General features: G+C 32.8%; 21 protein-coding genes. 5 read left to right on the forward strand and 16 right to left on the reverse strand.

Annotation, left to right across the window (positions count from 1 at the left end; all coding sequences use genetic code 11):
* The first annotated feature begins 197 nt into the window (after nucleotides 1-197).
* On the forward strand, nucleotides 198-1,478 hold the full coding sequence (gene aceA / locus B8T70_RS00005; RefSeq protein ID WP_039114763.1) for an isocitrate lyase: 1,281 nt from the start codon (nucleotides 198-200) through the stop codon (nucleotides 1,476-1,478).
* Between the two features lie 114 nt (nucleotides 1,479-1,592).
* On the opposite strand, the gene B8T70_RS00010 is transcribed toward aceA, so the two are convergent.
* Genes B8T70_RS00010 through B8T70_RS00025 form a run of 4 tightly spaced genes read right to left on the reverse strand, consistent with a single transcriptional unit; the run spans nucleotide 1,593 to nucleotide 4,230 of the window.
* Nucleotides 1,593-2,168: a Crp/Fnr family transcriptional regulator gene (locus B8T70_RS00010; protein ID WP_086893495.1), complete on the reverse strand. Its 576-nt coding sequence runs from the start codon at nucleotides 2,166-2,168 to the stop codon at nucleotides 1,593-1,595.
* Complete coding sequence (locus tag B8T70_RS00015; protein ID WP_086893496.1) at nucleotides 2,168-2,485, reverse strand: DUF6370 family protein; 318 nt, start codon at nucleotides 2,483-2,485, stop codon at nucleotides 2,168-2,170. The genes B8T70_RS00010 and B8T70_RS00015 overlap by 1 nt, the downstream gene beginning before the upstream one ends.
* A 3-nt stretch (nucleotides 2,486-2,488) precedes the next feature.
* The gene (gene purT, locus B8T70_RS00020; RefSeq protein ID WP_369827320.1) at nucleotides 2,489-3,676 is read right to left on the reverse strand and encodes a formate-dependent phosphoribosylglycinamide formyltransferase; all 1,188 of its coding nucleotides are present in this window, start codon (nucleotides 3,674-3,676) and stop codon (nucleotides 2,489-2,491) included.
* Between the two features lie 50 nt (nucleotides 3,677-3,726).
* Complete coding sequence (locus B8T70_RS00025; RefSeq protein ID WP_123912047.1) at nucleotides 3,727-4,230, reverse strand: hypothetical protein; 504 nt, start codon at nucleotides 4,228-4,230, stop codon at nucleotides 3,727-3,729.
* A 1,107-nt stretch (nucleotides 4,231-5,337) separates the two neighbouring features.
* Here B8T70_RS00025 and B8T70_RS00035 point away from each other — a divergent pair.
* Nucleotides 5,338-6,117, forward strand: a complete 780-nt coding sequence (locus B8T70_RS00035) for a hypothetical protein (RefSeq protein WP_086893500.1) — start codon at nucleotides 5,338-5,340, stop codon at nucleotides 6,115-6,117.
* A 50-nt stretch (nucleotides 6,118-6,167) separates the two neighbouring features.
* On the opposite strand, the gene B8T70_RS00040 is transcribed toward B8T70_RS00035, so the two are convergent.
* The 5 genes from B8T70_RS00040 to B8T70_RS00060 form a co-directional block, all read right to left on the reverse strand.
* Entirely contained in the window at nucleotides 6,168-8,042 is a 1,875-nt protein-coding gene (locus tag B8T70_RS00040) for a U32 family peptidase (protein ID WP_086893501.1), read from the reverse strand.
* Between the two features lie 162 nt (nucleotides 8,043-8,204).
* Nucleotides 8,205-8,750 carry a dihydrofolate reductase family protein gene (locus tag B8T70_RS00045; RefSeq protein WP_086893502.1) on the reverse strand — a complete coding sequence of 182 codons (546 nt, stop codon included), beginning with the start codon at nucleotides 8,748-8,750 and terminating at the stop codon, nucleotides 8,205-8,207.
* A gap of 192 nt (nucleotides 8,751-8,942) precedes the next feature.
* Nucleotides 8,943-9,578, reverse strand: a complete 636-nt coding sequence (locus B8T70_RS00050; protein ID WP_242667407.1) for a porin family protein — start codon at nucleotides 9,576-9,578, stop codon at nucleotides 8,943-8,945.
* Nucleotides 9,579-10,112: 534 nt separating this feature from the next.
* Nucleotides 10,113-11,303, reverse strand: coding sequence for a pyridoxal phosphate-dependent aminotransferase (locus tag B8T70_RS00055; protein ID WP_086893504.1), 1,191 nt, complete (start codon nucleotides 11,301-11,303; stop codon nucleotides 10,113-10,115).
* Nucleotides 11,304-11,375: 72 nt separating this feature from the next.
* The gene (locus B8T70_RS00060) at nucleotides 11,376-12,473 is read right to left on the reverse strand and encodes an acyl-CoA desaturase (protein ID WP_086893505.1); all 1,098 of its coding nucleotides are present in this window, start codon (nucleotides 12,471-12,473) and stop codon (nucleotides 11,376-11,378) included.
* A 107-nt stretch (nucleotides 12,474-12,580) separates the two neighbouring features.
* Here B8T70_RS00060 and rsmG point away from each other — a divergent pair, with 107 nt between their 5' ends.
* Nucleotides 12,581-13,210 (forward strand): 16S rRNA (guanine(527)-N(7))-methyltransferase RsmG, encoded by a 630-nt coding sequence (rsmG, locus tag B8T70_RS00065; protein ID WP_086893506.1) that lies wholly within the window; start codon nucleotides 12,581-12,583, stop codon nucleotides 13,208-13,210.
* Between the two features lie 334 nt (nucleotides 13,211-13,544).
* Entirely contained in the window at nucleotides 13,545-14,960 is a 1,416-nt protein-coding gene (locus tag B8T70_RS00070; protein ID WP_039118489.1) for an alkaline phosphatase, read from the forward strand.
* 61 nt (nucleotides 14,961-15,021) lie between these two features.
* Here B8T70_RS00070 and B8T70_RS00075 read toward each other — a convergent pair whose 3' ends face one another.
* The 3 genes from B8T70_RS00075 to B8T70_RS00085 all read right to left on the reverse strand — a co-directional run bounded on the left by B8T70_RS00075 (nucleotide 15,022) and on the right by B8T70_RS00085 (nucleotide 18,052).
* Nucleotides 15,022-15,720, reverse strand: coding sequence for a LytTR family DNA-binding domain-containing protein (locus B8T70_RS00075; RefSeq protein ID WP_039118488.1), 699 nt, complete (start codon nucleotides 15,718-15,720; stop codon nucleotides 15,022-15,024).
* A 66-nt stretch (nucleotides 15,721-15,786) separates the two neighbouring features.
* Nucleotides 15,787-16,953, reverse strand: coding sequence for an alpha/beta fold hydrolase (locus tag B8T70_RS00080; RefSeq protein ID WP_086893507.1), 1,167 nt, complete (start codon nucleotides 16,951-16,953; stop codon nucleotides 15,787-15,789).
* Nucleotides 16,954-16,999: 46 nt separating this feature from the next.
* Nucleotides 17,000-18,052, reverse strand: a complete 1,053-nt coding sequence (locus B8T70_RS00085; RefSeq protein ID WP_086893508.1) for a sensor histidine kinase — start codon at nucleotides 18,050-18,052, stop codon at nucleotides 17,000-17,002.
* A 309-nt stretch (nucleotides 18,053-18,361) separates the two neighbouring features.
* On the opposite strand from B8T70_RS00085, the gene B8T70_RS00090 reads away from it, so the two are divergent.
* On the forward strand, nucleotides 18,362-19,450 hold the full coding sequence (locus tag B8T70_RS00090) for a hypothetical protein (RefSeq protein ID WP_086893509.1): 1,089 nt from the start codon (nucleotides 18,362-18,364) through the stop codon (nucleotides 19,448-19,450).
* An 82-nt stretch (nucleotides 19,451-19,532) separates the two neighbouring features.
* Here B8T70_RS00090 and B8T70_RS00095 read toward each other — a convergent pair whose 3' ends face one another.
* From B8T70_RS00095 to B8T70_RS00110, 4 genes are all read right to left on the reverse strand, one after another.
* Complete coding sequence (locus tag B8T70_RS00095; RefSeq protein ID WP_086893510.1) at nucleotides 19,533-20,264, reverse strand: hypothetical protein; 732 nt, start codon at nucleotides 20,262-20,264, stop codon at nucleotides 19,533-19,535.
* Nucleotides 20,265-20,567: 303 nt separating this feature from the next.
* Complete coding sequence (gene pruA / locus B8T70_RS00100; RefSeq protein ID WP_086893538.1) at nucleotides 20,568-22,196, reverse strand: L-glutamate gamma-semialdehyde dehydrogenase; 1,629 nt, start codon at nucleotides 22,194-22,196, stop codon at nucleotides 20,568-20,570.
* 150 nt (nucleotides 22,197-22,346) lie between these two features.
* On the reverse strand, nucleotides 22,347-22,733 hold the full coding sequence (gene apaG, locus B8T70_RS00105; RefSeq protein ID WP_035618015.1) for a Co2+/Mg2+ efflux protein ApaG: 387 nt from the start codon (nucleotides 22,731-22,733) through the stop codon (nucleotides 22,347-22,349).
* 79 nt (nucleotides 22,734-22,812) lie between these two features.
* Complete coding sequence (locus tag B8T70_RS00110) at nucleotides 22,813-24,066, reverse strand: DUF5103 domain-containing protein (RefSeq protein WP_086893511.1); 1,254 nt, start codon at nucleotides 24,064-24,066, stop codon at nucleotides 22,813-22,815.
* Between the last annotated feature and the right edge of the window lie 43 nt (nucleotides 24,067-24,109).

Here is a 24,109-nt window from a genome sequence, read left to right on the forward strand (position 1 = left end):
AATTAAAAATTGAGAATTAAAAATTAAAAATATTTTTTCACGCAGATTTAGCAGGTAACGCAGATTTTTAATTTAAAATCTATGGATTTAAAAAAAAATCAGAGTAGCAATAAAAAAAACTTTTTTGAGACTCAGTAGAAAACTGCAAACTGCAACTGCAAACTTTTTTGCTTACTAACAACCCAAATAACTATACTATGAAAACAACAGAAGACAGAATTCAGGAATTGATCAACGATTGGTTAACAAACCCAAGATGGGCAGGAGTAGAGAGACCTTACACAGCAACTGAAGTAGTTACTTTACAAGGGTCTTACGAAATAGAACATTCTATTGCCAAAATGGGCGCTCAAAAATTATGGAGAAAACTTAAAAGTCAGGATTTTGTAGCAGGATTAGGTGCTTTAACCGGTAATCAGGCGATACAAGAAGTTGATGCAGGTTTAGAAGCTATTTATTTGAGTGGATGGCAAGTCGCTGCAGATGCTAATTTGGCTGGCGAAATGTATCCTGATCAATCTCTTTATCCTGTAAATAGTGTGCCTATGGTGGTTAAGAAAATAAATAATGCTTTATTAAGAGCTGATCAAATTCAGGTTGTTAATGGGGTTCAGGATAAAAAAGATTATTTAGTACCTATTGTTGCTGATGCTGAAGCTGGTTTTGGAGGAAACTTAAATGCATTCGAACTAATGAAATCTATGATTGAGTCTGGAGCTTCTGGAGTTCATTTTGAAGATCAATTGAGTTCTGCAAAAAAGTGTGGACATCTTGGAGGGAAAGTTTTAGTACCAACTCAGGAAGCTATTAATAAACTGGTAGCAGCAAGATTAGCAGCAGATGTTATGGGAACGCCAACTCTTATTGTTGCAAGAACAGATGCTGATGCAGCTAATTTATTAACGAGCGATGTAGATCCTAGAGATGCTCCGTTTATTACTGGCGAAAAAACTAATGAAGGTTTCTTTTATGTAAATAGCGGAATTGATCAGGGAATTGCAAGAGGTTTAAGTTATGCGCCTTATGCTGATTTAATCTGGATGGAAACCAGTAATCCGGATTTGGTATATGCTAAAAAGTTTGCTGATGCTATGCGTGAACAATTTCCTGATAAAATGCTAGCTTATAACTGTTCTCCATCATTTAATTGGGCGGCTAAATTATCTGTTGCTGAGATGGAAACGTTTAGAGAAGACTTGGCTGCAATGGGATATAAATTCCAATTTATCACATTGGCAGGATTCCACGCTTTAAATACAAGTATGTTTGAATTATCTAAAGCATATAAAGAAAGAGGAATGGCTGGATATTCTGAATTACAGGAGAAAGAATTTGCTTTACAAAGTAGCGGATTTAGAGCTGTAAAACACCAGGCTTTCGTGGGAACTTCTTATTTTGATGCTGTACAAAATACAGTAACGATAGGTAAATCTACAACTACTGCAATGAAACATTCTACTGAAGTGGAGCAGTTTTAATTCAATAAAACTAGTTCAATATTAAGAGGATTTTAAAATTTTAACCATTAAGATATTAAGAAAAATTAAGCTTTGACCTTAATAAAACTTAATGTCTTAATGGTAAAATAAAAACTATTTCTTTAAAAGTCTTGCTTTCATTTTGCTAAAAAATTCGGGTGTAACGCCGATGAAAGAAGCAATTTGTTTTTGAGGTACTTTCTGGATTAGTGTTGGATATTTGGCGCAGAATTTTTCAAAACGTTCTTCAGCAGATAAACTTAGATTATCCATTAAACGTTGCTGATTGGCAACCAATGAATTCTCGGTTAAAATCCTGAAAAAACGTTCTAATTTTGGAATGTCAAAATATAGTTGTTCTTGGTTTTCTTTGCTAAGAACTACAACTTCGGCATCTTCTACAACTTCAATAAATAGTTGTCCTGGTTTTTGGGTAATAAGGCTATACATGTCGCTTATCCACCATCCTTGACAAGAAAAACTCAATACATGTTCTACAATATTGTCATTGATATTAAAACTTCGAATGATTCCTGAGTTTATAAAATAAGATTCTTTGCAAATATTTCCTGCGTTTAATAAAATCGTTTTGGCTTTGTAGAAACGGGTTTCAGTTTTGGATAAAAAATGAGCTTGTTCTTCGGGGGTTAGTGAAACATGTTTGGCAATGTTTTCTAGAATTAATTCCATTATTTTTCTTTTACCAATGTAAATGTAGTTACTTTATAACGGTTGTTTTCTATTTTTCCAGTTACTGTTGCTTTACGGATTGTATTACAAAAACCATCTTTAGCATGTGCATCGCCATGTTCGTCTATAGTAGTTCCATCTACGAAATAAGATTTTCCGTCTATGCGAACAGCTAAATCACAGCTATTTCCTTTCATCCCAAATTGACATTCTCCACAAGCTGTTTCTACAATTTGAGGTTTTTCGGTTGTTTTTTTGTCTTGTGCATTGATTGTGATGCTCAAGAATAGAAATGCTAAGAATACTAATTTTTTCATCTTTTATAAATTTACAGTTATTAATTGTGCTGTTTTTTTTGCTCTTTCGACCACTTCTTCAATCGGTGTTTCCAGAATGTCGTTTGATAAAACAACTCCCATACGGCGGTAAGGTCTTGAAGTTGGTTTCCCAAAGATACGGAAGTCAGTTTTAGGTAATGCAGCAACTTTTTCGATTCCGGTATAAGTTGGATTGTTTGATTCTCCAGAGGCTAGAATTACTGCGCTTGCTCCAGCTTTTTCTAAGGTTATTTCGAAAATTGGCAAACTTAAAATAGCACGTAAATGCAATTCAAACTCGTTGAAGTTTTGTGTTCCTGCTAAGGTTACCATTCCGGTATCGTGTGGGCGAGGGGAAAGTTCGGAGAAATAAACTCCCTCGTTGGTTAAGAAAAATTCTACTCCAAAAAGACCTGCGCCTCCCAAAGCTTCGGTTATTTTCTCGGCCATATCTTGGGCTTCATATAAATCTTTATCAGATACTCTGGCGGGTTGCCAACTTTCCTGATAATCGCCACGTTCTTGTCGATGGCCTATTGGTGCGCAAAATAGGGTTGGGTTGTTATTTTGAGTAATTGTTAAAAGTGTAATCTCTGAATCGAAGTTTATAAACGCTTCTACAATTACCTCGATAACATCTCCGCGTGAACCTGCTACAGCATAATCCCAAGCTTTTAGGATGTCATCTTGGGTTTTTATAGTCGATTGCCCTTTTCCTGAAGAAGACATTAAAGGTTTTACAACGCATGGCATTCCTACTTCCTGAACCGCTTTTTGTAGTGCTGAAGCTGAGGTCGCATATTGATATTTGGCAGTTTTAAGTCCTAGTTCTTTGGCTGCTAAATCACGAATGGCTTTACGATTCATGGTGTAGTTTGCCGCTTTCGCAGATGGAACTACTGTAATGCCTTGTTTCTCGTAATCGTAAAATCGCTCGGTACGAATGGCTTCTATCTCTGGAACTATAAAATCGGGTTTGTGTTTGGCTACGATTTTGTCAAGGGCTTCGCCATCGAGCATATTGATTACTTCAAAGCTGTGTGCAACTTGCATTGCCGGAGCATTTTCGTAACTATCTACAGCAATTATGGTTTGTCCGATGCGTTGTGCAGCGATGGTAAATTCTTTGCCTAATTCGCCTGAACCTAGGAGTAGTATTTTCATTTTGGAGTTTTGTGATGTTCTAAACAAAAATAGTCAATTTGATTAAATCTTGCTTGTTCATTACCGATTCAAAAAATCTAATGATCAAATCCTTTAAAAAGTTTACTTTTTTTTATGATTTTATGCATTATGAAAGTAATTAGAATGGAGAAAAGCCAAAAGAAAGGAATTGTTGCTTTTTGATAAAAGATTTTTCTTGCCGGAAGGGTTTTGTCTTCTTTTTTTGCCGGATAAGCAAAATCTATCCCTTTTCTATCCCATACATAAAGATGAGTTTTTCCTATTGAATCTGTTACACTTTCTTCATTTCTGGACTTATTGAGTAAAATAATTGTGTTATAATTATCAAGATCTTTAGAGTAACCATCAACTCTGGATTCAGGATCAGGTGCAAAATATGCTAAAGAATCCATCACAATATGTTTCTTTTGATATTTATCGTAGTTGATATAAGTGTCGTTGTAGTATAGAATAGTACAAATGTCGCCTATAGCAGGAAAGAAACTTATCAAAGCAAAGAAAGTAGAAATGGCGCCTATTAACCGTATCCACCTTCTGTAATATATGTCGTTGCTGGTCAAATTATGAGTTTTTCTGATTAAGTTTTACAATTACTAAACTGCTAATAAAAGTGAATATCATTAATAGAAATGATAAAAATAGTATCATTAGTATTGAAAAAACAATTTGATCATAAATTTGGGAATGTAATACAACAGAAATCCCATTAACAAACTGTCCAATTATATAAAGTATAAAAAGAGCTATTATGATTTTTATGCTTACTGCAAATGAGAATTGTGAGCAAGCTTGAAAATATGTTATTTGGTTTAATGAATGACTTATTTTTTTAGCTGTATTCCAAAATAGAAAAATGATGAATAATGGAAATAGAATTCCCCAGAAAATTGGATTCCAAAAAATACCAAAATCACATATTTTGACACAAAGGTCAACAAAATAGCTTTCGGAGAAGATTAGCAACGGAAATATAGCACACACAAAAATTCCAGCAATAATCGAATGTTTTGTTATGCTATTATTTAGTGCCATTTGGGTTTAGTTTTGAGAGTAAAGATAAAAAAATGGAATTTGTTCTCGCGGAGATTTTACAGATTCGGCTGATTTAATTGTTGGTTGTGTCGTAATACTGTGTGTAGACGCACTGCGGTGCGTCTCTACAATCTGTATGTTTTGTATGTGTTTCAATTATTGACAATCAATTTGTGTAGAGACGCACCGCAGTGCGTCTACGTAATCTGCATCTATAATTTATTTTTTAGGATGTATTGATTTAACCGCAAAGTTCGCAAAGGTTTCACGCAGATTTTACAGATTTTTATTTAATCGGAAATTTAATTTTTAGATAAAGAAAGTATACAGTTTGTCATTTCAGAAATGATAAGATTATGGAAATGAAAGTGTAATTATAAATGTAAAAGTTCTTGTTTTACGGTTTGCGTGAGGGATAGAAGCGGATAGCCCACAGCCTGACGCAGGAAGTGCGAGGACTTGTAGCGAATAGCCCGACCCTTGTGGTCACGCCCAAATTCAAAGCCTTTTATGGAGTAATTATTTGTTAATAATTATGGTTATAACTTCTTGTTTGACTAATAAGGAACTTCCTTTAAAGCGATACTATATTTATATATTTGCCGGCTTACAAATAATAATTATAATTTAAAATAATGAAAGTAAAATTTTACTTAATAGTAAGTGCTTTATTAATGTCGGCATTAGTACATTCTCAGTCTGGTGGGATTACATTTAACTTGGGAATGGGAGAGCAAAAAGCTGATGCAATTGTTTTTAAAAAAGACAAACAAAAAATTAGTGGAGTAGTTAAATTTCCTGGGGTTGCTGATAAAAAGGTAAAAATTAAAGTAGGTGATGAAAATGAAAAATATGCAAGTAAAGACATAGATTCAATTCAGATTTTTGACCAGAATAAAAAACTGTCTTATGTTTTTGTATGGACAAAAACAAAAGTGTACAAAAAAAAGGGTACGGAGTTTAAGGTTATTGATGAAAGCTGGATATGTAAAATAATTAATGGAAATGTATCTTTATATTTAGGTGGTGAGGAATACGGAATAAAAGAAGTTAAGGTTGAAGATGAAAAGACTAAAGAGAAGATAAAAGAGAATAAAATGAAAGTTGTCTCTAAAGATGTTAATCATTACATGAAAAGAGGTAAGGAAGATTATCCAGTATTGGTTTCTATAAGTTCAAATGCTCTTTCTGCAGGATACAATGCTTTTTTTAGAGAGTATGGAGTTTATTACTTTAGTGATGATTCTGAAATTGCTAAGAAAATAGAAGATAAAGAATATAAATATTATGATATTGAGGTTGTTGTAAATTTGTATAACAAAAAAAGAGAGCCGAAAATTGAGCCAAAAGTTGAGCCAAAAACTACGAAAACGACAAAACCAAAGACAACTAAAAAAACTACCAAGAAAAAATAAGCAATAAAAAAAGCGATACTTTATTTTAAAAAAGTATCGCTTTTGTGCTTTTAATGAAAATGGTCTTCTTCGATTTCAAATTCGGCATCTTTTTCCCAAATTTCCATTTCGCAAGGTTTACAGTTGAATTTTAGTTTGTATTCAAGTTCACCTTGTTTTAATACTAATGGTTCTTTTACTTTAACACCCATTATGTCTTTTTGGTGTATTGGGCATTTTTTTAATTCGTATTTGATACAATATTTAGTAGTCATTACACGAGATTTTCCTGGATCCCATTGTAATTCAAATGCTTTTTCGATTTCGGTTACGCCATGACGTTCGTAGAATTTACGAGCTGTTTTGTTCGAAACGTTGTACATGAAATCCAATTTGGTTTCTGGATACGGATGTGAAGTTTTTACCAATTGGTGCTCTTCACGTTTGTAATTTGCCAAACGAATTTCGGTTAACTGATCGTAAACAGTTCTTCGCATTTCGTTGATTTTAGAAATAGGAAGGAACCAGTTTTGAGTAAACATGACATTAATTTCATCGGCTGTATAAGGTGTAAATCCTGTTTTTGCCAATTGTGTTTTGATGTTTTCTTCGATTGATTCACCAGTTTTAGTTTGTTCTTTAGAATGTTCTAAAGTAACAATACTAACATTTCCGTCTTCGTCGGTTGCTATTAACTCAAAACCTGTTTCGTTTTCTGTAAGTAGTAAAGTGGTGCTTAGTTTACGTACGGCACTATCTTCTCTTTCTACAATTTTGATGAAAGCTGCATCGTTATTACGGTAGATAAAAGTTCCGTCTTTTACTTCTTTTAAAACGTTTGGATAAATTTTACCGTTTTCGGCTTTGTTTACATAGATTCCGTCGGCTTCGTTATTTTCGTTGATGAAGCAAAGTCCGTCACCGTTGTTTAGTAATTCGCCGTTTTCGATTTCGTAAGCATTTCCAACAGTTCGGATTAATTTACCAATATATTGTCCTTTTGATTTTGGGCTTTCCCAAGATCCAATACTATGATTTCTGTCGTTTACAAAATAGTCGGTATATCCACGATTGAAAGTTCTGTTTAAAGAAGAATCAAAAGTATATGTACATTTTCCAGAAGAAGCTTTCATGTATTTGTCGCTTCCTTCGCCTTCTAAGAAACTATCCAGCTTTTGACGTAAAAAGGACACGTTGTTTTTTACGTAAACAACATCTTTTAATCTTCCTTCGATTTTAAAAGAAACGATTCCGGCTTCAATTAAATTAGGGATTTGGTCTGAAATATCTAAATCTTTAATCGATAGTAAGTGACTGTTTTTGATTAAAGTTTCTCCGTTTCCGTCAATCAAGTTATAAGGTAAACGACAGTTTTGAGCGCAAGAACCACGATTGGCGCTGCGTTCTCCGTTTGCCACACTCATATAACAGTTTCCACTGAAAGAAACACATAAAGCTCCGGTTACGAAAAACTCTAATTCTACATCAGCCTCGTCGTATATTGTTTTAATTTGATGCAAATTCAATTCACGGGCTAAAACCACACGTTTTATTCCGGCATCTTTTAGGAACTTAATTTTATCAGCATCACGATTATTAGCTTGTGTGCTGGCATGAAGTACAATAGGAGGTAACTCCATCTCCATGATAGCCATATCCTGAATAATTAGTGCATCTACACCAATATCGTATAATTCATAAATCATTTGACGACACGTTTCAAGTTCGTTGTCGTACAAAATGGTATTCATTACCACAAAAACCTGAGCATTAAATAAGTGAGCATATTTTACTAATGCAGCCACATCTTCAAGAGAATTGTTGGCATTAGAACGTGCTCCAAATTGTGGTGCACCAATATAAACTGCATCGGCTCCACTATTTATAGCTGCCATTCCTCCAATTAAATCTTTAGCAGGAGCTAATATTTCGATTTTTTTCTTCATCGAGTTGATGATAAATTATTTATTTCTAAAACTTTATGCTTTTTGGCTTTCGCCTAAAAAAGTTTGCAAAGTTCTTATAAATTATTTGAGTTTACTAATACTGAAGTGACTTTTTTTTAAATAGTTAACTAATATGGAATGATGATATTTAAGGTTTTGAATTTATTTATTTGATTCATATGTAAGTTGTACTACCCCAGATTTGAAAGTATTGGTTTTAATAAGTTTTAGCTCTACTCGTTCTTTTAAGTCTTCAAACAATGGTTTTCCGCTTCCTAAAGCTATTGGATGGACTGATATTCGGTATGTATCAACAAGACCTAATTGGATAAATGTTTTAATAAGACTTGCTCCACCATACAGCCATATATCTTTTTCGCCATGTTTTTTTATTTCGGTTACCTTATTAATGATATCAGTATTTATGAAAGTGGCTCTGTCATCATGTATATTCTGACTTGAAAAAACAAATTTCTTTTTTGAATGTACTGCTTGCCATAGTTTTTGTTCTGCTGAACTGGCGTTTGTTTCTGGCTGATAATTTCCCCACATATCATAACTTACTCTACCGTAAAAAATAGTATCTATGGTTGATAAAAAACCATCAAAATCCATATCATCATCCATGATGCACCAATCAACTTCTCCGTTTGGACCTTCAATAAAGCCATCTAGGGTTACGGCTAAATCTAGAATTACTTTTTTCATTTGTAAAATATTTAATGTTTGTCTTGCTTTGGTTTTCGGATATAAAAATATCGTTTTTCAACTTATATAAAATAAAAAAACTACTCGGTTTATTAACTAAGTAGTTTTTATTTTTGAAAATATTTTTATTGATTTGAGGAGATTGAGTTTTGAATTATCTCCAAATCAATTGAAATGAGTGTTCTTTTTGCATTACCAATTCACGGGAAAAGTATATCCTGCCGTAAATGCACCGAAACCTTGTTCACCTGATAGATTTCCGTAAAAGGTAACTCCAATTTCTATGTTGTTTTTTGGGCCCAATGCAAGTCCTAAGCTAATTGGAATATGTGGAACTACACCGCTTTTTTTCTCATTGACTTGATTAGTGTAGGTTTCAAATGAACCGATAGAAGCGCCAATACCAGTTTCTATAAATGGTGCAACCCAAGGAATTGGTGCGCAAAGACGAACTTTTGCTCCTAGTAAAAATGCATTAGTTTCTACTTTGTAGCCTTGTGGGTTTTTAACGGCATCTTCGCTAGTTGAGGTAAAAATAACGCCAGCATAAGGTCTTACGCTAAACCATTTGGTAACTCCTATTATATATTCTCCTTGGGCAAAAAAACCAGAACCATCGATGATTTCGGGATTTTCTTCTTCATAATTTGAAGTGCTAGATCCATAGCCTATTGAGACTTTGATAAAATTTCCTTCTGTTTGGGCTTTTGCCAGATTTGATGAAAATATTGTAAAAATAATAATGATAAAGATTTTCCGAAATACAGAATTCATAATTAGGTGGTTATTTGGTTTGTAATGTTTTATAATAAAGATTATATTCTTCATATTGTTGTTTTATAGGAATCTCATATTCGTTTAAATGCTATAAAACGGTTTTTATTTGCGGGCTAAAAATACTAATAATATAATCTAAAAAGTAATGTTTGTTTGGTGAGTAATAATACAAGGGTGTAAGGAAATTGGTTTCGTGTATTTAATATCAGCATGCAAACATGAGTAGTAATAGAAAACAAAGTTCATTATGTTTTTCATTTTTTAAATTCTATCCTGTTTTAATTATAGCTCACGGTTTCAACCGTGTGATGCGGATTGCGATAATACATTGTGCACCAACGGTTGAAACCGTTGGTTATGTTTACAATATGTTATTTGTGCTTGCAATCTGTTGTTTATTAGTAAAGTTGATAGTGATTAGTTTTTGGGTTAGGGATAGGAGCGATATCCTTTTATTTTTTCTTTAAAAAATAAAAGATATAGTCGGATAGCCCGACCGGAGGAAACCCCATAAAAAAACAGCTTAAAGTATAAAGTGATGAAACTTTAAACCTTAAGCCGTTTTAATAAACTTATTTTATGTTGTTATGCAGCCAAAGCTTCTTTGATTCTGCGTAATGCTTCTTCTAGGATATCGTCGCTTGTTGCGTAAGAGAAACGGATACAATTTGGGTTTCCGAATGCATCTCCTGTTACTGTTGCAACATTTGCTTCGCCAAGAAGATACATTGATAAATCATTAGCATCTTTGATGTGTGTTCCTTTTAATGTTTTTCCGAAGAAAGAAGATACGTCAGGGAATACGTAAAATGCTCCTTCTGGAACGTTGATTTTTACTCCTGGAATTTCTTTTAATAATCCAACTACTAAATCTCTACGTGTGTGGAAAGCCTTTACCATGTGGTTTAATACACTTGGGTCAGCATCTACAGCCGTAATTGTAGCGCGTTGTGCCACAGAATTTGCTCCAGATGTTACTTGTCCTTGAATTTTTGTACATGCTTTTGCGATGAATTCTGGAGCTCCAATATAACCAACTCTGTATCCTGTCATAGCAAATGCTTTTGCAACTCCGTTTACAGTGATTGTTTTTTCTAACATTCCCGGGATTGAACCGATACTGCAGAATGTTCCTGAGAAATTAATGTGCTCATAAATCTCGTCGGCAACTACGTATATATTTGGATGTTTTTCTAACACTTTTGCAAGTGCAGTTAACTCTTCTCTGCTGTAAACTGAACCTGAAGGGTTACAAGGAGAACTGAACCACATCATTTTTGTTTTTGGTGTAATTGCAGCTTCTAATTGTGCTGGTGTAATCTTGAAATCTGTATCTACAGATGTTGGAACTTCTACTGGAACTCCTCCTGAAAGTTTTACGATTTCGAAATAAGAAACCCAGTATGGTGCTGGTAAAATAACCTCGTCACCTTCGTTTAACATTACTTGTGCAATGTTGTATAATGATTGTTTTGCTCCTGTAGAAACTACAATTTGAGTTGGTTTGTAGTCTAATCCGTTATCTCTTTTGAATTTTCTGCAAATTGCTTCTCTCAATTCTAAATAACCTTCTACTGGAGAATATGTACTGTAATTTTCGTCGACTGCTTTTTTAACTGCTTCTTTAATAAAGTCTGGCGTGTTAAAATCAGGTTCACCTAAACTTAAACTGATAATGTCTTTTCCTTGTGCTTTTAGTTCGCGTGCCAAAGCTGCCATTGCTAGAGTTTGTGATGTCGCAAGGTTGTTGATTCTGTCTGAAAGAATATGGTTCATTATAAAATTTTTGAATGTCCTTAATTTCAACTTTAATTAAGGATGGTTAATTATTAATAGATTTTTTTTAGTTTAAACTGATAGTCCAGGTTTCATCCCTAATTCACGTAAATGTTTGAAGTGAGCAATAATAGCACTTCCCATTGTTTTGTATTCGTAATATGGTAAATCGCATTCTTTTGCAGTTTCTTTCACGATTTTTGCAATTTTACCATAATGAATGTGACTTATATTTGGGAAAATATGGTGTTCGATTTGGTGATTTAATCCTCCAGTGTACCAGTTTACAATTGCGCTTTTTGGAGCAAAATTGGTTGTAGTAAATAATTGGTGAATAGCCCACGTATTGTCCATTTCACCTAATTCGTTTGGAGATGGGTTTGTAGTTTCTTCAACAACGTGTGCTAACTGAAATACAACACTTAGGATTAATCCGGCTGTATAGTGCATTACGAAGAATCCGATTAGTACTTTCCACCATGTAATCCCAATTACGATTGGTAAAACAATCCAGATTGAAACATAAATAACTTTTGTTATAATTAATGTCGTCCAAAGAATCTTTGGGCTTTTTGGCTCACCATAAGATAATTTTCTTTTTAGGTAGTTTCGCATTTGCTTAAAATCGGTTGTAATTGCCCAATTAAATGTCAATAAACCATATAAGAATACAGAATAATAATGCTGAAAACGGTGAAAACTATGCCATTCTGCATGCTTTGTAAAACGAATAATTCTTCCTGCATCCAGATCTTCATCATGTCCAGGAATATTAGTATAAGTATGGTGTAAAACATTATGTTGTACTTGCCAGTTGTAAACGTTTCCTGCAAGAACATAAATAGTTCCTCCCATGAATTTGTTAATCCAGTTTTTGGTCGAATAAGAACCATGATTTCCATCGTGCATTACGTTCATTCCAACACCTGCCATCCCGATACCAATTACGATTGATAAAAGTAACATTACCCAAAAAGGCATATTAAGTGTAAGGATTAAAAAATATGGTGTTAAAAAAACAGCAAAAAGAATAACGGCTTTTAAGTGTAACTTCCAGTTTCCGGTTTTCTGAATATTATTCTCTTTGAAGTAATTGTTTACTCGAGAGTTAAGTGTTCTGAAAAACTTCAGATTGTCTTGCTTTGCAAATATAGGAGCAGTCTTATTCATAATTAATTTAAATAGTTTTCAAAGGTAATTATTATAAATTTTCAATTTGCAAAATTGAGTTAAATATTTCAATCGTAAAGTAGTACTTTTGTTAAAAATTTAAAGCAATGGACGAGATATTGAAATATTTTCCTGATTTGACCGATCTTCAAATCGAACAATTTCAAAAATTAGACTTTTTATACCACGATTGGAATGAAAAAATCAATGTAATTTCTAGAAAAGACATTGATTCCTTATATACAAAACATATTTTACATTCATTAGGGATTGCAAAAATCATGAAATTTGAACCTGGAGCAACAGTTTTAGATGTTGGAACTGGAGGTGGTTTTCCTGGAATTCCGCTAGCGATTCTTTTTCCTGAAACACGATTTTATTTAATTGATGTAATTGCCAAAAAAATAAAAGTGGTTCAAGGTGTTGTTGATGCATTAGAATTAAAGAATGTGAAGGCTGAACAAAAGCGTGCTGAATTGGTTAAAGGAGATTTTGATTTTATTGTAAGTCGTGCCGTAACCAATATGCCGGATTTTGTTTCGTGGGTGAAAGAAAAAATTAAGAAACAACACAAGCATACTCTAAGAAACGGAATCCTATATCTTAAAGGAGGAGATTTAGCAGAGGAACTAAAAGATTTCCCTAAAGCTACGTTGTATGATTTAGCAGAAATATTTGATGATGAATTTTTTGAAACTAAAAAAGTGGTTCATCTTCCTTTGAAGTTTACAGTTTAAAACATATCGAATACAATTTATAAAACCCTGTCTGGATTAGATGGGGTTTTTACTTTTTAGATTGGTATGGTTTGTTGTTCTATTGGCTGGATGTGAATACAAGAAAGAAATAAGAATTTACCTCGTCTGTTCGACTTTCAGTCTCGAGTCACGAATTTGCTCAAATTTTAATGAGATTAACGTTGTTTGTGGAATTAATTTCACAAACAAATTAGTGACAATTAGTGAAATTAGTGTTCAAAATTGTTTAAATCGATAGTATCATAACAGAAAGATAATTTTGTTACTAAGTGTATTTTTTTATCTTTGAAATACTTACAAAAACAAAGTAATGATGGATAGAAGGAAGTTTTTTAGAAATGGCTCTTTATTTACAATTGGAGCTGCTGTAATGAATCCTTTTCAGGGTTCTGCAAATATTTTAGATTTAGAATCGGTTAACAAAAATAAGAAAGCTAAAAATATTATTCTTTTAGTTAGCGACGGAATGAGCACAGGAACTCTAAATATGACTGATTTGTTCCTGAACAGAAAAACAGGAAAAGGTTCTAATTGGATTCAGTTATATAAAGACAATCGGGTTTCGAGAGCCTTGATGGATACGGCTTCGGCTAGTTCTATAGTAACCGATTCGTCGGCCGCAAGTTCTTCCTGGGGCGGTGGTTTCAGAGTAAATAATGGGGTGCTTAATGTAAGTCCTCAAGGGGAACCACATTTACCTATTTGGCAAAAGTTCAAGAAATCGGGTAAGATGGCTGGTTGTGTAACTACTGTTCCTATTACTCATGCAACTCCTGCTGGGTTTTGTGTAAATAGTAAAAGCCGAAATGCTCAGGATGATATTGCCGAACAATATCTAGATCTTGGTTTTGATGTTATGATGGGTGGAGGTTCAAACTATTTTAACTCTGGGGTAAGAAAAGATAAAAAGGATATGTATGCTGCTTTTAAAGCAAAAGGATATCAGGTGGTAAAAACGCGTTCTGAGATGGATGCAGCTTCTAATTCTCAACCTATTTTAGGTGTGTTTGCAGAAGATGGTCTTCCTTATTATGTAGATAGAAATAGCGATGATAATTTAAAACAAACAGTTCCAAGTCTTGGTGAGATGGCTCAGAAAGCTATTGATAGAATGAAAGGTCATAAAAACGGTTTTGTTTTACAAATAGAAAGCGGAAAAGTGGATTGGGCTGCACACGGAAATGATATTGCAGGTTTAATTAATGACCAAATTGAGTTTGACGAAGCAGTAAAAATTGCCATAGATTTTGCCGAGAAAGACAAAGAAACTTTAGTGATAATTACAACTGACCACGGTAACGCAAATCCTGGGATTATTTATGGTAAATACGCTAATGAGAATTTTGATAGCATCCAGAAATATACACAGACTAACGAGTGGGTTTTAAATCAGATAAAACCTGATTCTTCGGTTGCTCAAGTAAAGGAAATTATCGAAAAAGCTAATGGACATTCAGTTTCGGATGAAGATGCCAAAACGGTTTTGAGTTATTATGATGGTTTGCATAAGGAAGACGGATTGTACAACTACAAGAAGTTACCTTATAAAGCTTTTGCTGAAATGCAAGGAAAAATAAATTCTGTAGGTTGGATTAGTATGGATCACTCTGCCGATTATGTAGAGCTGGCAATGTTCGGTCCTGGAAGTGAACTTTTAAAGCCTTTTGTAAAAAATACCGATTTACATTATTTGATGTTACAAGCTGCAGAAGTAGAAAATAAATTTTAGTTTACTTCATAAAAAATAAATCCCACAAGATTCAGAATCATCTGAAGTTTGTGGGGTTTTACTATTTGATAGTTTTTAAATACGTTAGCCAGTTTTCTTTATAACTACTACCTATTGGGATTTCGATTGCGTTTATTTCGACTTCGTTTTTAGAATAAGCAGTCAGTTTTTTTGTCTGAATGATAAAAGAGCGATGAACCCTAACAAAATTTGAATCTAATAATTTCTCGAAAGCTGAAATGTTCTGTTTAAGATGATGCGATTTTCCGTTTTCTAAATGTATAGTGATATAATCTTTTAGACTTTCGATGTATAAGATTTCTTCAAAAATTATTTTGATATTTCTATTCCCGCTTGATACAAAAATATGATTTTCGGCTACTGCTTTTTCTTCTTTTTTGTGTGTTTGTAATTGTTTGAATTTTTCTATCGAAACAAAAAAACGATCAAACGTAATTGGTTTTAAAAGGTAATCTATAACATTGAGTTCATATCCTTCGATAGCATATTCGCGATAAGCGGTTGTGAAAATTACCTTAGGAGGATTCTTTAATTTTTTTAAAAAATCATTTCCTTTTAATAAAGGCATTTCGATATCCAGAAATAGTAAATCGACTGTATTTGTTTCTAAAAAAGTATATGCTTTTAATGCATTTTCAAATGAATCAACTAGTTCAAAATTGTCAAAATTACCTAGATGAGATGCAATTAACTCTCTAGCCAATGGTTCGTCGTCGACGATAATGCATTTATATTTCATTTGAAAATTTTATATTTAATAGATGCAATTTTAATCTTTTTGAGGTTTGTTTGCAATCTAATCTAGTTATTTTGCGGTTTCTTTTGCTATACGTTCTAAAACTTCTATCGCATTTTTATTCTCAGGATTTAGTTCTATAGATTTTTTATACATTGCAATAGCTTCGTCCTTTTTATTGATTTTTAGTAAAGCCTCACCATAACTATCATATGTATTTGCACTTTTTGGATTTAAAAGCATATTTAACTTAAAAACTTCGGCTGCCTTTTCATTTTCATTTTTGCGTAATAATTCATATCCCCAATTGTTTAAATCGTCTTCGGAATTATTGTATGCCAATTGCTCTTTTTTATCCTCGTTAAAAGCTTGAATTGTGTATTGTAAAGCGCGTTCTTGGATTTCAGTTTTTTGTTTAGAGCCATTTGCATACATTTTGGCAATTGTGGTAATTACCAATGGCGGATTGTCCATCCAAATAGCATGACCGCAACCATAAGCAGTTATACCTATAACATTAGGATTATTTGCTACATATTTTTTGTGACATTCTTTCCAGCGTTCGATTTCTTCTGGTGTTTTATAGAAAGGTATTCCGTTAATAAAATCAACTACGGGAATGTTTTGAGGAATAGACAACTTACTCATTATTTTTACAGTTTCGGCAATAGTTGCCGACATATAATAAATGCCTTTATTGTTTTTTTTCCATTGTGGGATGAGTTTATCCTGTGTAGCAAGAACTTTTTCAATGTAACCATCTTCAAAATAGCTATGGTTGACATCAATTAATACAGCCCCTTTTACGAGTTTAGGATGTCTGGTAGCATAGAGGGTTGATAGATAACCTCCGTAAGAATGTGAAACCAATATGATTTCTTTATCGTATCCCAGTTTTTTTAAGCCAATTTCTAAATCTTCAATATTACTTATGATTCCGTGTTTGGAATCATCGGTTTGTAAAGTATCAATTGTACTTGTACCAAAACCAGCTCTGTCATAAGTTATTAAAGTAGCGTTTGTAATCTCGGAAATTGGTTTTAAAATCGAATTCCAAACCGAGCCATCATTCCCACCACCAGCATCAAAAAGGATAGGCGTTCCTTTTCCTTTTACAATTTTAAAATGGATCTTGTGGTTACCAACATCGACCAAAGTATCAATTGTTTTAGATTGGCTATTTGCAGAAATAAAGCAGAAAATAGATAAAAGATTAATTAAGAGACGTTTTTTCATGAAATTTGAAATGATTAGTTTGAAAAGATAAATTGATTCTTGGAATTTATAGATAAAGAGAAAGTTGAACCTTATAAAGGGTTTGCGTTTGTTCCATTTCTAATTGATGTTTTTTTGGATATAATAAATCTAATTGTTTTCGGACATTTTCTAATCCAATTTTTGATTTATCCGAAATTGTTAAAATGCCATTTTGAGGTTTTGTATTCTCAATGCCAAAAATGATTTGTCCTTTTTTGCTCTCTAAATTTAGTTTGATAGTAGCTTTTTTGGTTTCGTTAATTACGCCGTGTTTAAAAGCATTTTCTATAAAAGTCAATATAATAAGAGGTGAAATTTTGTTGCTTTCCTGAATGTCTTTGGTAAACGAAATATCTAATCTGTTTTCGCTATAGCGAAGTTTTTCTAAAGCAATGTAATTCTCAATTAAGGCAATTTCTTTTTCGATAGAAACATAATCTTCATTGCAGCGGTATAATACAAAGTCCAGAATTTCGGATAGTTTCGCAATTACTTCGGGTGCTTTGTTGTCTTTTTTAAGAGTTAATGTGTATAAATTATTCAGCGTATTAAAGAGAAAATGAGGATTTAATTGATTCTTCAATACTTTTAATTCCATCGATTTTTTCTCTTCTTCCAGTTTTAAAAGACGTTGCTGCTTGCGATTAAAGCTGATAAAACCCAATATAATAATTGGATAAGTGATAAAAGAAAACTCTCTGAATATTAATTTAAATGAAGTTAATCTTTCGGGAACAGACATTTTGTGCCCAAGCCAATCATCAAAGAAACCAGGAAATTTAGGTTCTAGATAATAGTATTTAAAAATCATTAGAAAAGCAAAAACAAGATAAAGCCAGCCCAAAGCTGAAAATATAAAAAGCAAGTATTTTTTTTTGTTCAGAGTTTGAGGAATTATCCAATAAATTAATCCGTAAGCGGCGATTGCCTGAGCAATAACTTTCCAGGTATAAACAAAAGTAAAGTCGTAAGAACTAGTATCATTAGACTTGCCAGAGATGTATAATAACAAAAAGGAAATCCAATAGATACAATGAAATAGAATTCTTTTTAGGTCGATGTTTTTTAAAAAACTCATTATAATGGTTTAAGAGGGACAAGATAATAAAATATCGAAGTATGCTTTGTTCGTAGGGTTAAATAAAGACTTTTTGCTCCTGAAAATAGCACTTGGGCATACGAATGCATTATTCTTTTTAAATAGATCATTTGAATGCTAAAGTTGTGTTTTTGATTGCGCATAAAATAGGGAATTGACTCTAAAGCTATATTCGCTTTAAATATATAAATCATGATAAAACTGATTCTTCTATTCGCATTATTTTTAGTAAATGAACTAAAAAGTATTCTGTATTAAACGATCAAAAAATAATTAAACCTAAACAAAATGAAGACAACGATTAAAAGCGTAATTGGTATTCTGATTTTCATGAATACCGTAAATTTATTTTCGCAAGAGAGCAAACAAGAAATTACTTATAGTGAAGTTTCAAAAACAATTAAACCAACTTTGTTTGCCGATTTAGGCGAAACTTGCCAAACTCCCGACGGAATGGCTTTGGACAAAAAAGGGAATTTTTATTTGTCAATCACTAATCCAGTTACGTTTGAAAAGCACGGAAGTAAGATTCTAACATTTGATGAAAATGATAAACCCGTAACTTGGTTTGATAAATTACCCATACATCCCATAACGAAGAAAGTACATCCTATGGGAATGGAATTTGGCCCTGACGGAAATCTGTATTTAATGGATAATCAGTTTTTTACGGATAACGAAAATTTTTCCAGATTGATAAGAGTTGTAGTCGAGAATGGTAAACCTAAATATGCTGAGGTTTTGGCAGAAGGTTTCAACTTTGGCGAAGCTGTAAGGTGGTATAAAAATCGAGTTTATATAACAGATGCTCTTTTTGAGAATAGACGAGAAAGTGGGATTTATACTTTTTCATTGGAGGAATTAAATAAAGGCAAAATAATTTTGGATAAGAATACGAAACCAAATTATTTAGTAACAACATTTACTCTTAAGCCTGAAGTAACAAAAAGAACTATTGGAATTGATGGTATTGCTTTTGATAAAAAAGGAAATTTATATGCAGGAAATTTTGGAGATGGAGTGATTACAAAACTGGAATTAACAAAAGATGGTAAGCTAAAATCTAAGAAAGTAGTTTTTGACTCGGATAAATTAAAATGTTGTGATGGCTTTTTTTACGATGAGAAAAGGAATTCTATTTTTATTGCCAGTTATGACTATAATAGCGTTCATCAGTTAGATTTAAATACGAATACAATTCATTTAATTTGGGAAAATGGCAATGCTGATGGTTCTGACGGACAATTAGATAATCCTTGTGAAACGATAATTTATAAAGGAAAATTATTGGTTGTAAACTACGATACTTTTAAAGGGGAGAAGAATACTGAGATAGATTCCTTTCATACTATTTCTAGTTTTGAATTAGCTAAATAGACTTAATTCGTAACAAAAAAGAATCCCCACAAGTTTTAAAAACATTTTAAACTTGTGGGGATTTCTCTAAAAATATATTGAATTAACTAGCCTCTTTTGGAAAACATAAAAAAGGATTTGTTTCGTAGTTTAAACTCGCAACAAAATCTTTTATGGAAGTTTCCGAAGATTTTGCGCTGTATATATAAAAAGGATCAAAGAAAAAATCACGGCTAATTACTGGTTCTGCCGATGGATTATAAACTTCTTCATCTGTAGCTTTTATATTGTCATACGTATATTGACAAGGAAAGATATGTTTAAGTTCTTTTAAAGTATTTTTAAGCCATTTATTAAATATTTTTTTCTTTGGAGAAATGTGGCGCGCAAGTAATGCTAAACCTACGATTTCGCTTTGAAGATAATAAGATCCTTTTCTGCGTAGTACATCTACCATTCTTACATTCATAAGAGCAACCCATAAAGGACCATCTATAGGACCAGTTGCAGGAGCATCCATATTAAGGTCAAAAACTAGGGGTTTGGTATACTCAGGATTTGATATAGAACACCAAAGAGCTTCGATGCGCAGTTTCATTTCTTGAGATGATTCGGTATGGCTTTTATAACGCCAGTATATCCATTCAAGTAATGCAGCCGTTAATCCTAAAGAAGCCTTGTAACTAATACTTTCTAAAGCATTTTCTAGTTTATTATGATTCTCTGCCGGATCAATAAGTTTCTCCATGATTTTTTCATTCCACTTAAAATCAATTACGTGACCAACACTTTTTGCTTCACGGATTATTTCAGGTACTTTCTCTAAACTTTTCATAAGTCATTTTAATTTAATTCCATATTTATGTGCGAACATCCTATTCTTTTCCTATGAGTTTATTTACTAGGTTAAGAAAGTTCAAATTTACGTGTGCGCTTATTTTTTTTATGTCAGGAAAGGTTTTAAAAGTAACATTATAAGGTTTTTGGAAAGGGTATGTTTTTGATAACCAACTGCGTACGAAAACGATTACAAATAATCATTAGGTAAGATGTTTTCATCTTTTATAAAAGTAAAAACCCACAAGATTCAAATAGTTTTGAAACCTGTGGGTTTTAATTGTTTTTTAAACTTTAGAGATTATTCTCCTAAAAACGGATATCTGTAATCTTCTGGAGTTACAAATGTTTCTTTTATTGTTCTTGGAGATGCCCAACGCAATAAGTTTAATGCAGAACCTGCTTTATCATTTGTTCCAGATGCTCTTGCACCACCAAATGGTTGCATACCTACAACAGCTCCTGTTGGTTTATCATTAATATAGAAGTTACCTGCAGCATTTTGTAATTTTGTTGTAGCTACTTCGATAGCATAACGATCTTGACTAAATACAGCACCAGTAAGAGCATATTCAGAAGTAGTATCAACTAATTCTAAAGTTTCTTCCCATTTTGCATCTTCATATACATATATAGTAATAACTGGTCCGAATAATTCGGTTTCCATTGTAGTATATTTTGGATTTGTAGTTACGATTACCGTTGGCTCAATAAAGTATCCAACAGATTTATCGTAGTTTCCACCAACGATTATTTCAGCATCAGCATCTTTTTTAGCTTGATCAATAAAACTAGCTAATTTATCAAAAGATCCTTCGTGAATAACTGCAGTAACAAAGTTACCAAAATCTTCTGGTGAACCCATTTTCATAGATTTCACATCAGTGATTATTTGCTCTTTTACAGCTGGCCATAAACTTTGTGGAATATATGCTCTTGAAGCTGCAGAACATTTTTGTCCTTGAAATTCAAATGCACCACGTACAATTCCTGTAGATACTTGCTTAGCATTAGCACTTGGATGTGCAATGATAAAATCTTTACCACCAGTTTCTCCTACGATTCTTGGGTAAGTTTTGTAGTTGTGAATGTTTGCACCAATTTTAGCCCAAATATCTTTAAATACATGAGTTGAACCTGTAAAGTGTACTCCAGCAAAATCACGACTTGCCAATACAGTATCGGTAATCATTAATGCATCACCAAAAACTACGTTGATAACACCGTCTGGAACTCCAGCTTCTTTAAAAACTTCGATGATAATTTGAGTAGAGAATACTTGGCTATCACTTGGTTTCCAGATAACAACATTCCCCATCATTGCAGCACTTGCAGGAAGATTTGCAGCAATAGCAGTAAAGTTAAAAGGAGTAATTGCATATACAAAACCTTCTAGAGGTCTGTACTCAAGACGATTCCATGTTGTAGAATCAGATTTTGGTTGGTCTGCGTAAATTTGAGTCATGAACTCAACATTGTAACGTAAGAAGTCAATCAATTCACAAGAAGCATCAATCTCAGCTTGGTGAATATTTTTTGATTGTCCAATCATTGTAGCTGCGTTTATTCTGGCTCTGTAAGGACCAGCAATAAGTTCAGCAGCTTTTAAGAAAATAGCAGCACGTTGTTCCCATGCCATATTTGCCCATGCATCTTTTGCTTCAAGCGCATTAGCAATCGCTTTTTCTATATGTTTTTTTTCGGCTAGGTGGTAAGTTCCTACTACATGTTTGTGGTCATGAGGAGCCGTGATGTTTCTCGTGTTCCCAGTTTTAATTTCTTCACTTCCAATGTATAACGGAACATCAATTTTAGAGTTCCACATTGTAGTATAAGCTGCTTGTACTGCTGCTTTTTCTGGTGAGTTTGGCGCATATCCTTTTACGGGTTCGTTTACCGCTTTAGGTACATGAAAAAATCCTTTTAGCATATTGTTTAGAATTAGATAATTAGACAAATTAACAGTTGGATAATTCATTTTATACGAATTATCTAACGCTGTACAAAAGTACAAAGGATAAACTAATAATTTGATAATTTTAGTATAAGATAACTATAAAAAATTTCTATAGAAAAGAGATTAGTTTAATGCAAATGGAGCGCACATTCTAAAAGTAGGAACAATTACTTTGAAAATTTTTGTAGTAGTAAAATTAACCATGTTAAAATATCCTTTCATTGCACCATAAGGAGATGACAATAAACAGCCTGAACTATAGGTATGAAATTCGCCAGGTTTTAAAACTGGTTTTTTTCCAATTACGCCTTCGCCATCTACTATTTCGATATCGTTTAATGAATCAAAAATTTCCCAATGACGAGAAGTAAGTTGTACAGAATCTTTGCTATGATTCTCTATAGTAACCACATAGCTAAAGGCAAAGTGAATCTTGTAGTTCTTGAAGTAGGTACCTTCAAAACTAGTTAAAACGGATATTTTTATGCCTCTTGTTATTTGAGAAACCATACTAAAGTGGTATATATGTGCGTAATAGAAGCAAATTTACAAAAAAAAATGATTCAAAAAAACCATTTCTAAAATGTTTTTAATTGATGATGTTCAGGGAGTTTGCATATCCTTTACCAATTACACGATCATAACGGTCTCTATTCTCTCGATAATAAACCAATATAGTGTATTCATTTTCGGTTTGGAAAAAATTACCATCGATTGCATTCTCATAATCAATTGCTCCTTTTTTATCGGCTATCTGATATTGGTAATTAGTAAATCCTTGTTTTATCATTATGGCTTTTTCGTATACGCCTTTCTCAGTATTATAATCCATTTTATTCTCGGGAGTTAAACCGTAATTGTTGAACATTCCGTTAATGTATATGTCTTTATTGAGACGGAAGGCGGGTGCCGAAAGTGTGAAATAAACCCAGGCATAATCAGCTTCGACTTCATTGTTTGTTGCATTCATGTTTTTTACAACAAAGTTTCCATTTATATCCTGATAGTTTGTGTAAGGAAAATTTCCTCTGGCGCTATTGGTGTATAAATAAGAATTATAAATGTCTTTGCTAGAATCGACTCTTCCTACATTGTTACCAGCGTTACGAATATCTTTATTTTCAAAATATAAAAATTCATTTCCAGCCCAGAATTGGGTTTCATTATTGTATTTATATATTAAATCATTTCCAATTGTGTATTGTGGTGGAACGTTTTTAATTCCGGTATTAAAGTTCCCATTTTGTATTAAAAACACTTTTACACTTTGTAATGGAGTCTGAAAAAGAAAGGAGTTGGATTTTATAGCAAAATCCAAATTATGCTTGTATTCGATATCGCTTACTGTTCGGCTTCTTCTTACCTGAGCGGGAACAGTAACTAAGTTTTCATATACAATGAACTTTCTGGAAAAGATAACTTCTTTATCTTCATTTAGAATCTTAATAATATAATTACCTGTAATCAATAATTGGGTATATTGATTTGGAAAAGATACTTTATAGTGTGAATATATCTGTAAGGTGTTAAATGAATTGGTATAATTGGTGATTCTCTGACCGTCAAATCCTTGTAAATAATCAGTTTTTGGAATATCAGACGGAATCCAATTGTAATCGCAATGTGTAATTTCGTAATAATAATCAGCTTCATTACCAAATAAATCATCAAACTGGAGTTGAAAACTATTTCCTAATTCAAATATCGGAACAACATTTTGTCCACCTTGTTCAAACGAAACTGTTTTGATATTATATGGTGGAGTGATTTCTGATTGTACTTGGGCTGTAGCTGAAGTAAAAACAAGAATAAAAATTAATTTTCGGAAGAATGAATTTGGCATAATATATTATGTTGCAAGATTGTAAATATAACAATTTTATATA

The sequence above is a fragment of the Flavobacterium sp. AJR genome (genome assembly GCF_002156885.1).
Classification (GTDB): domain Bacteria; phylum Bacteroidota; class Bacteroidia; order Flavobacteriales; family Flavobacteriaceae; genus Flavobacterium.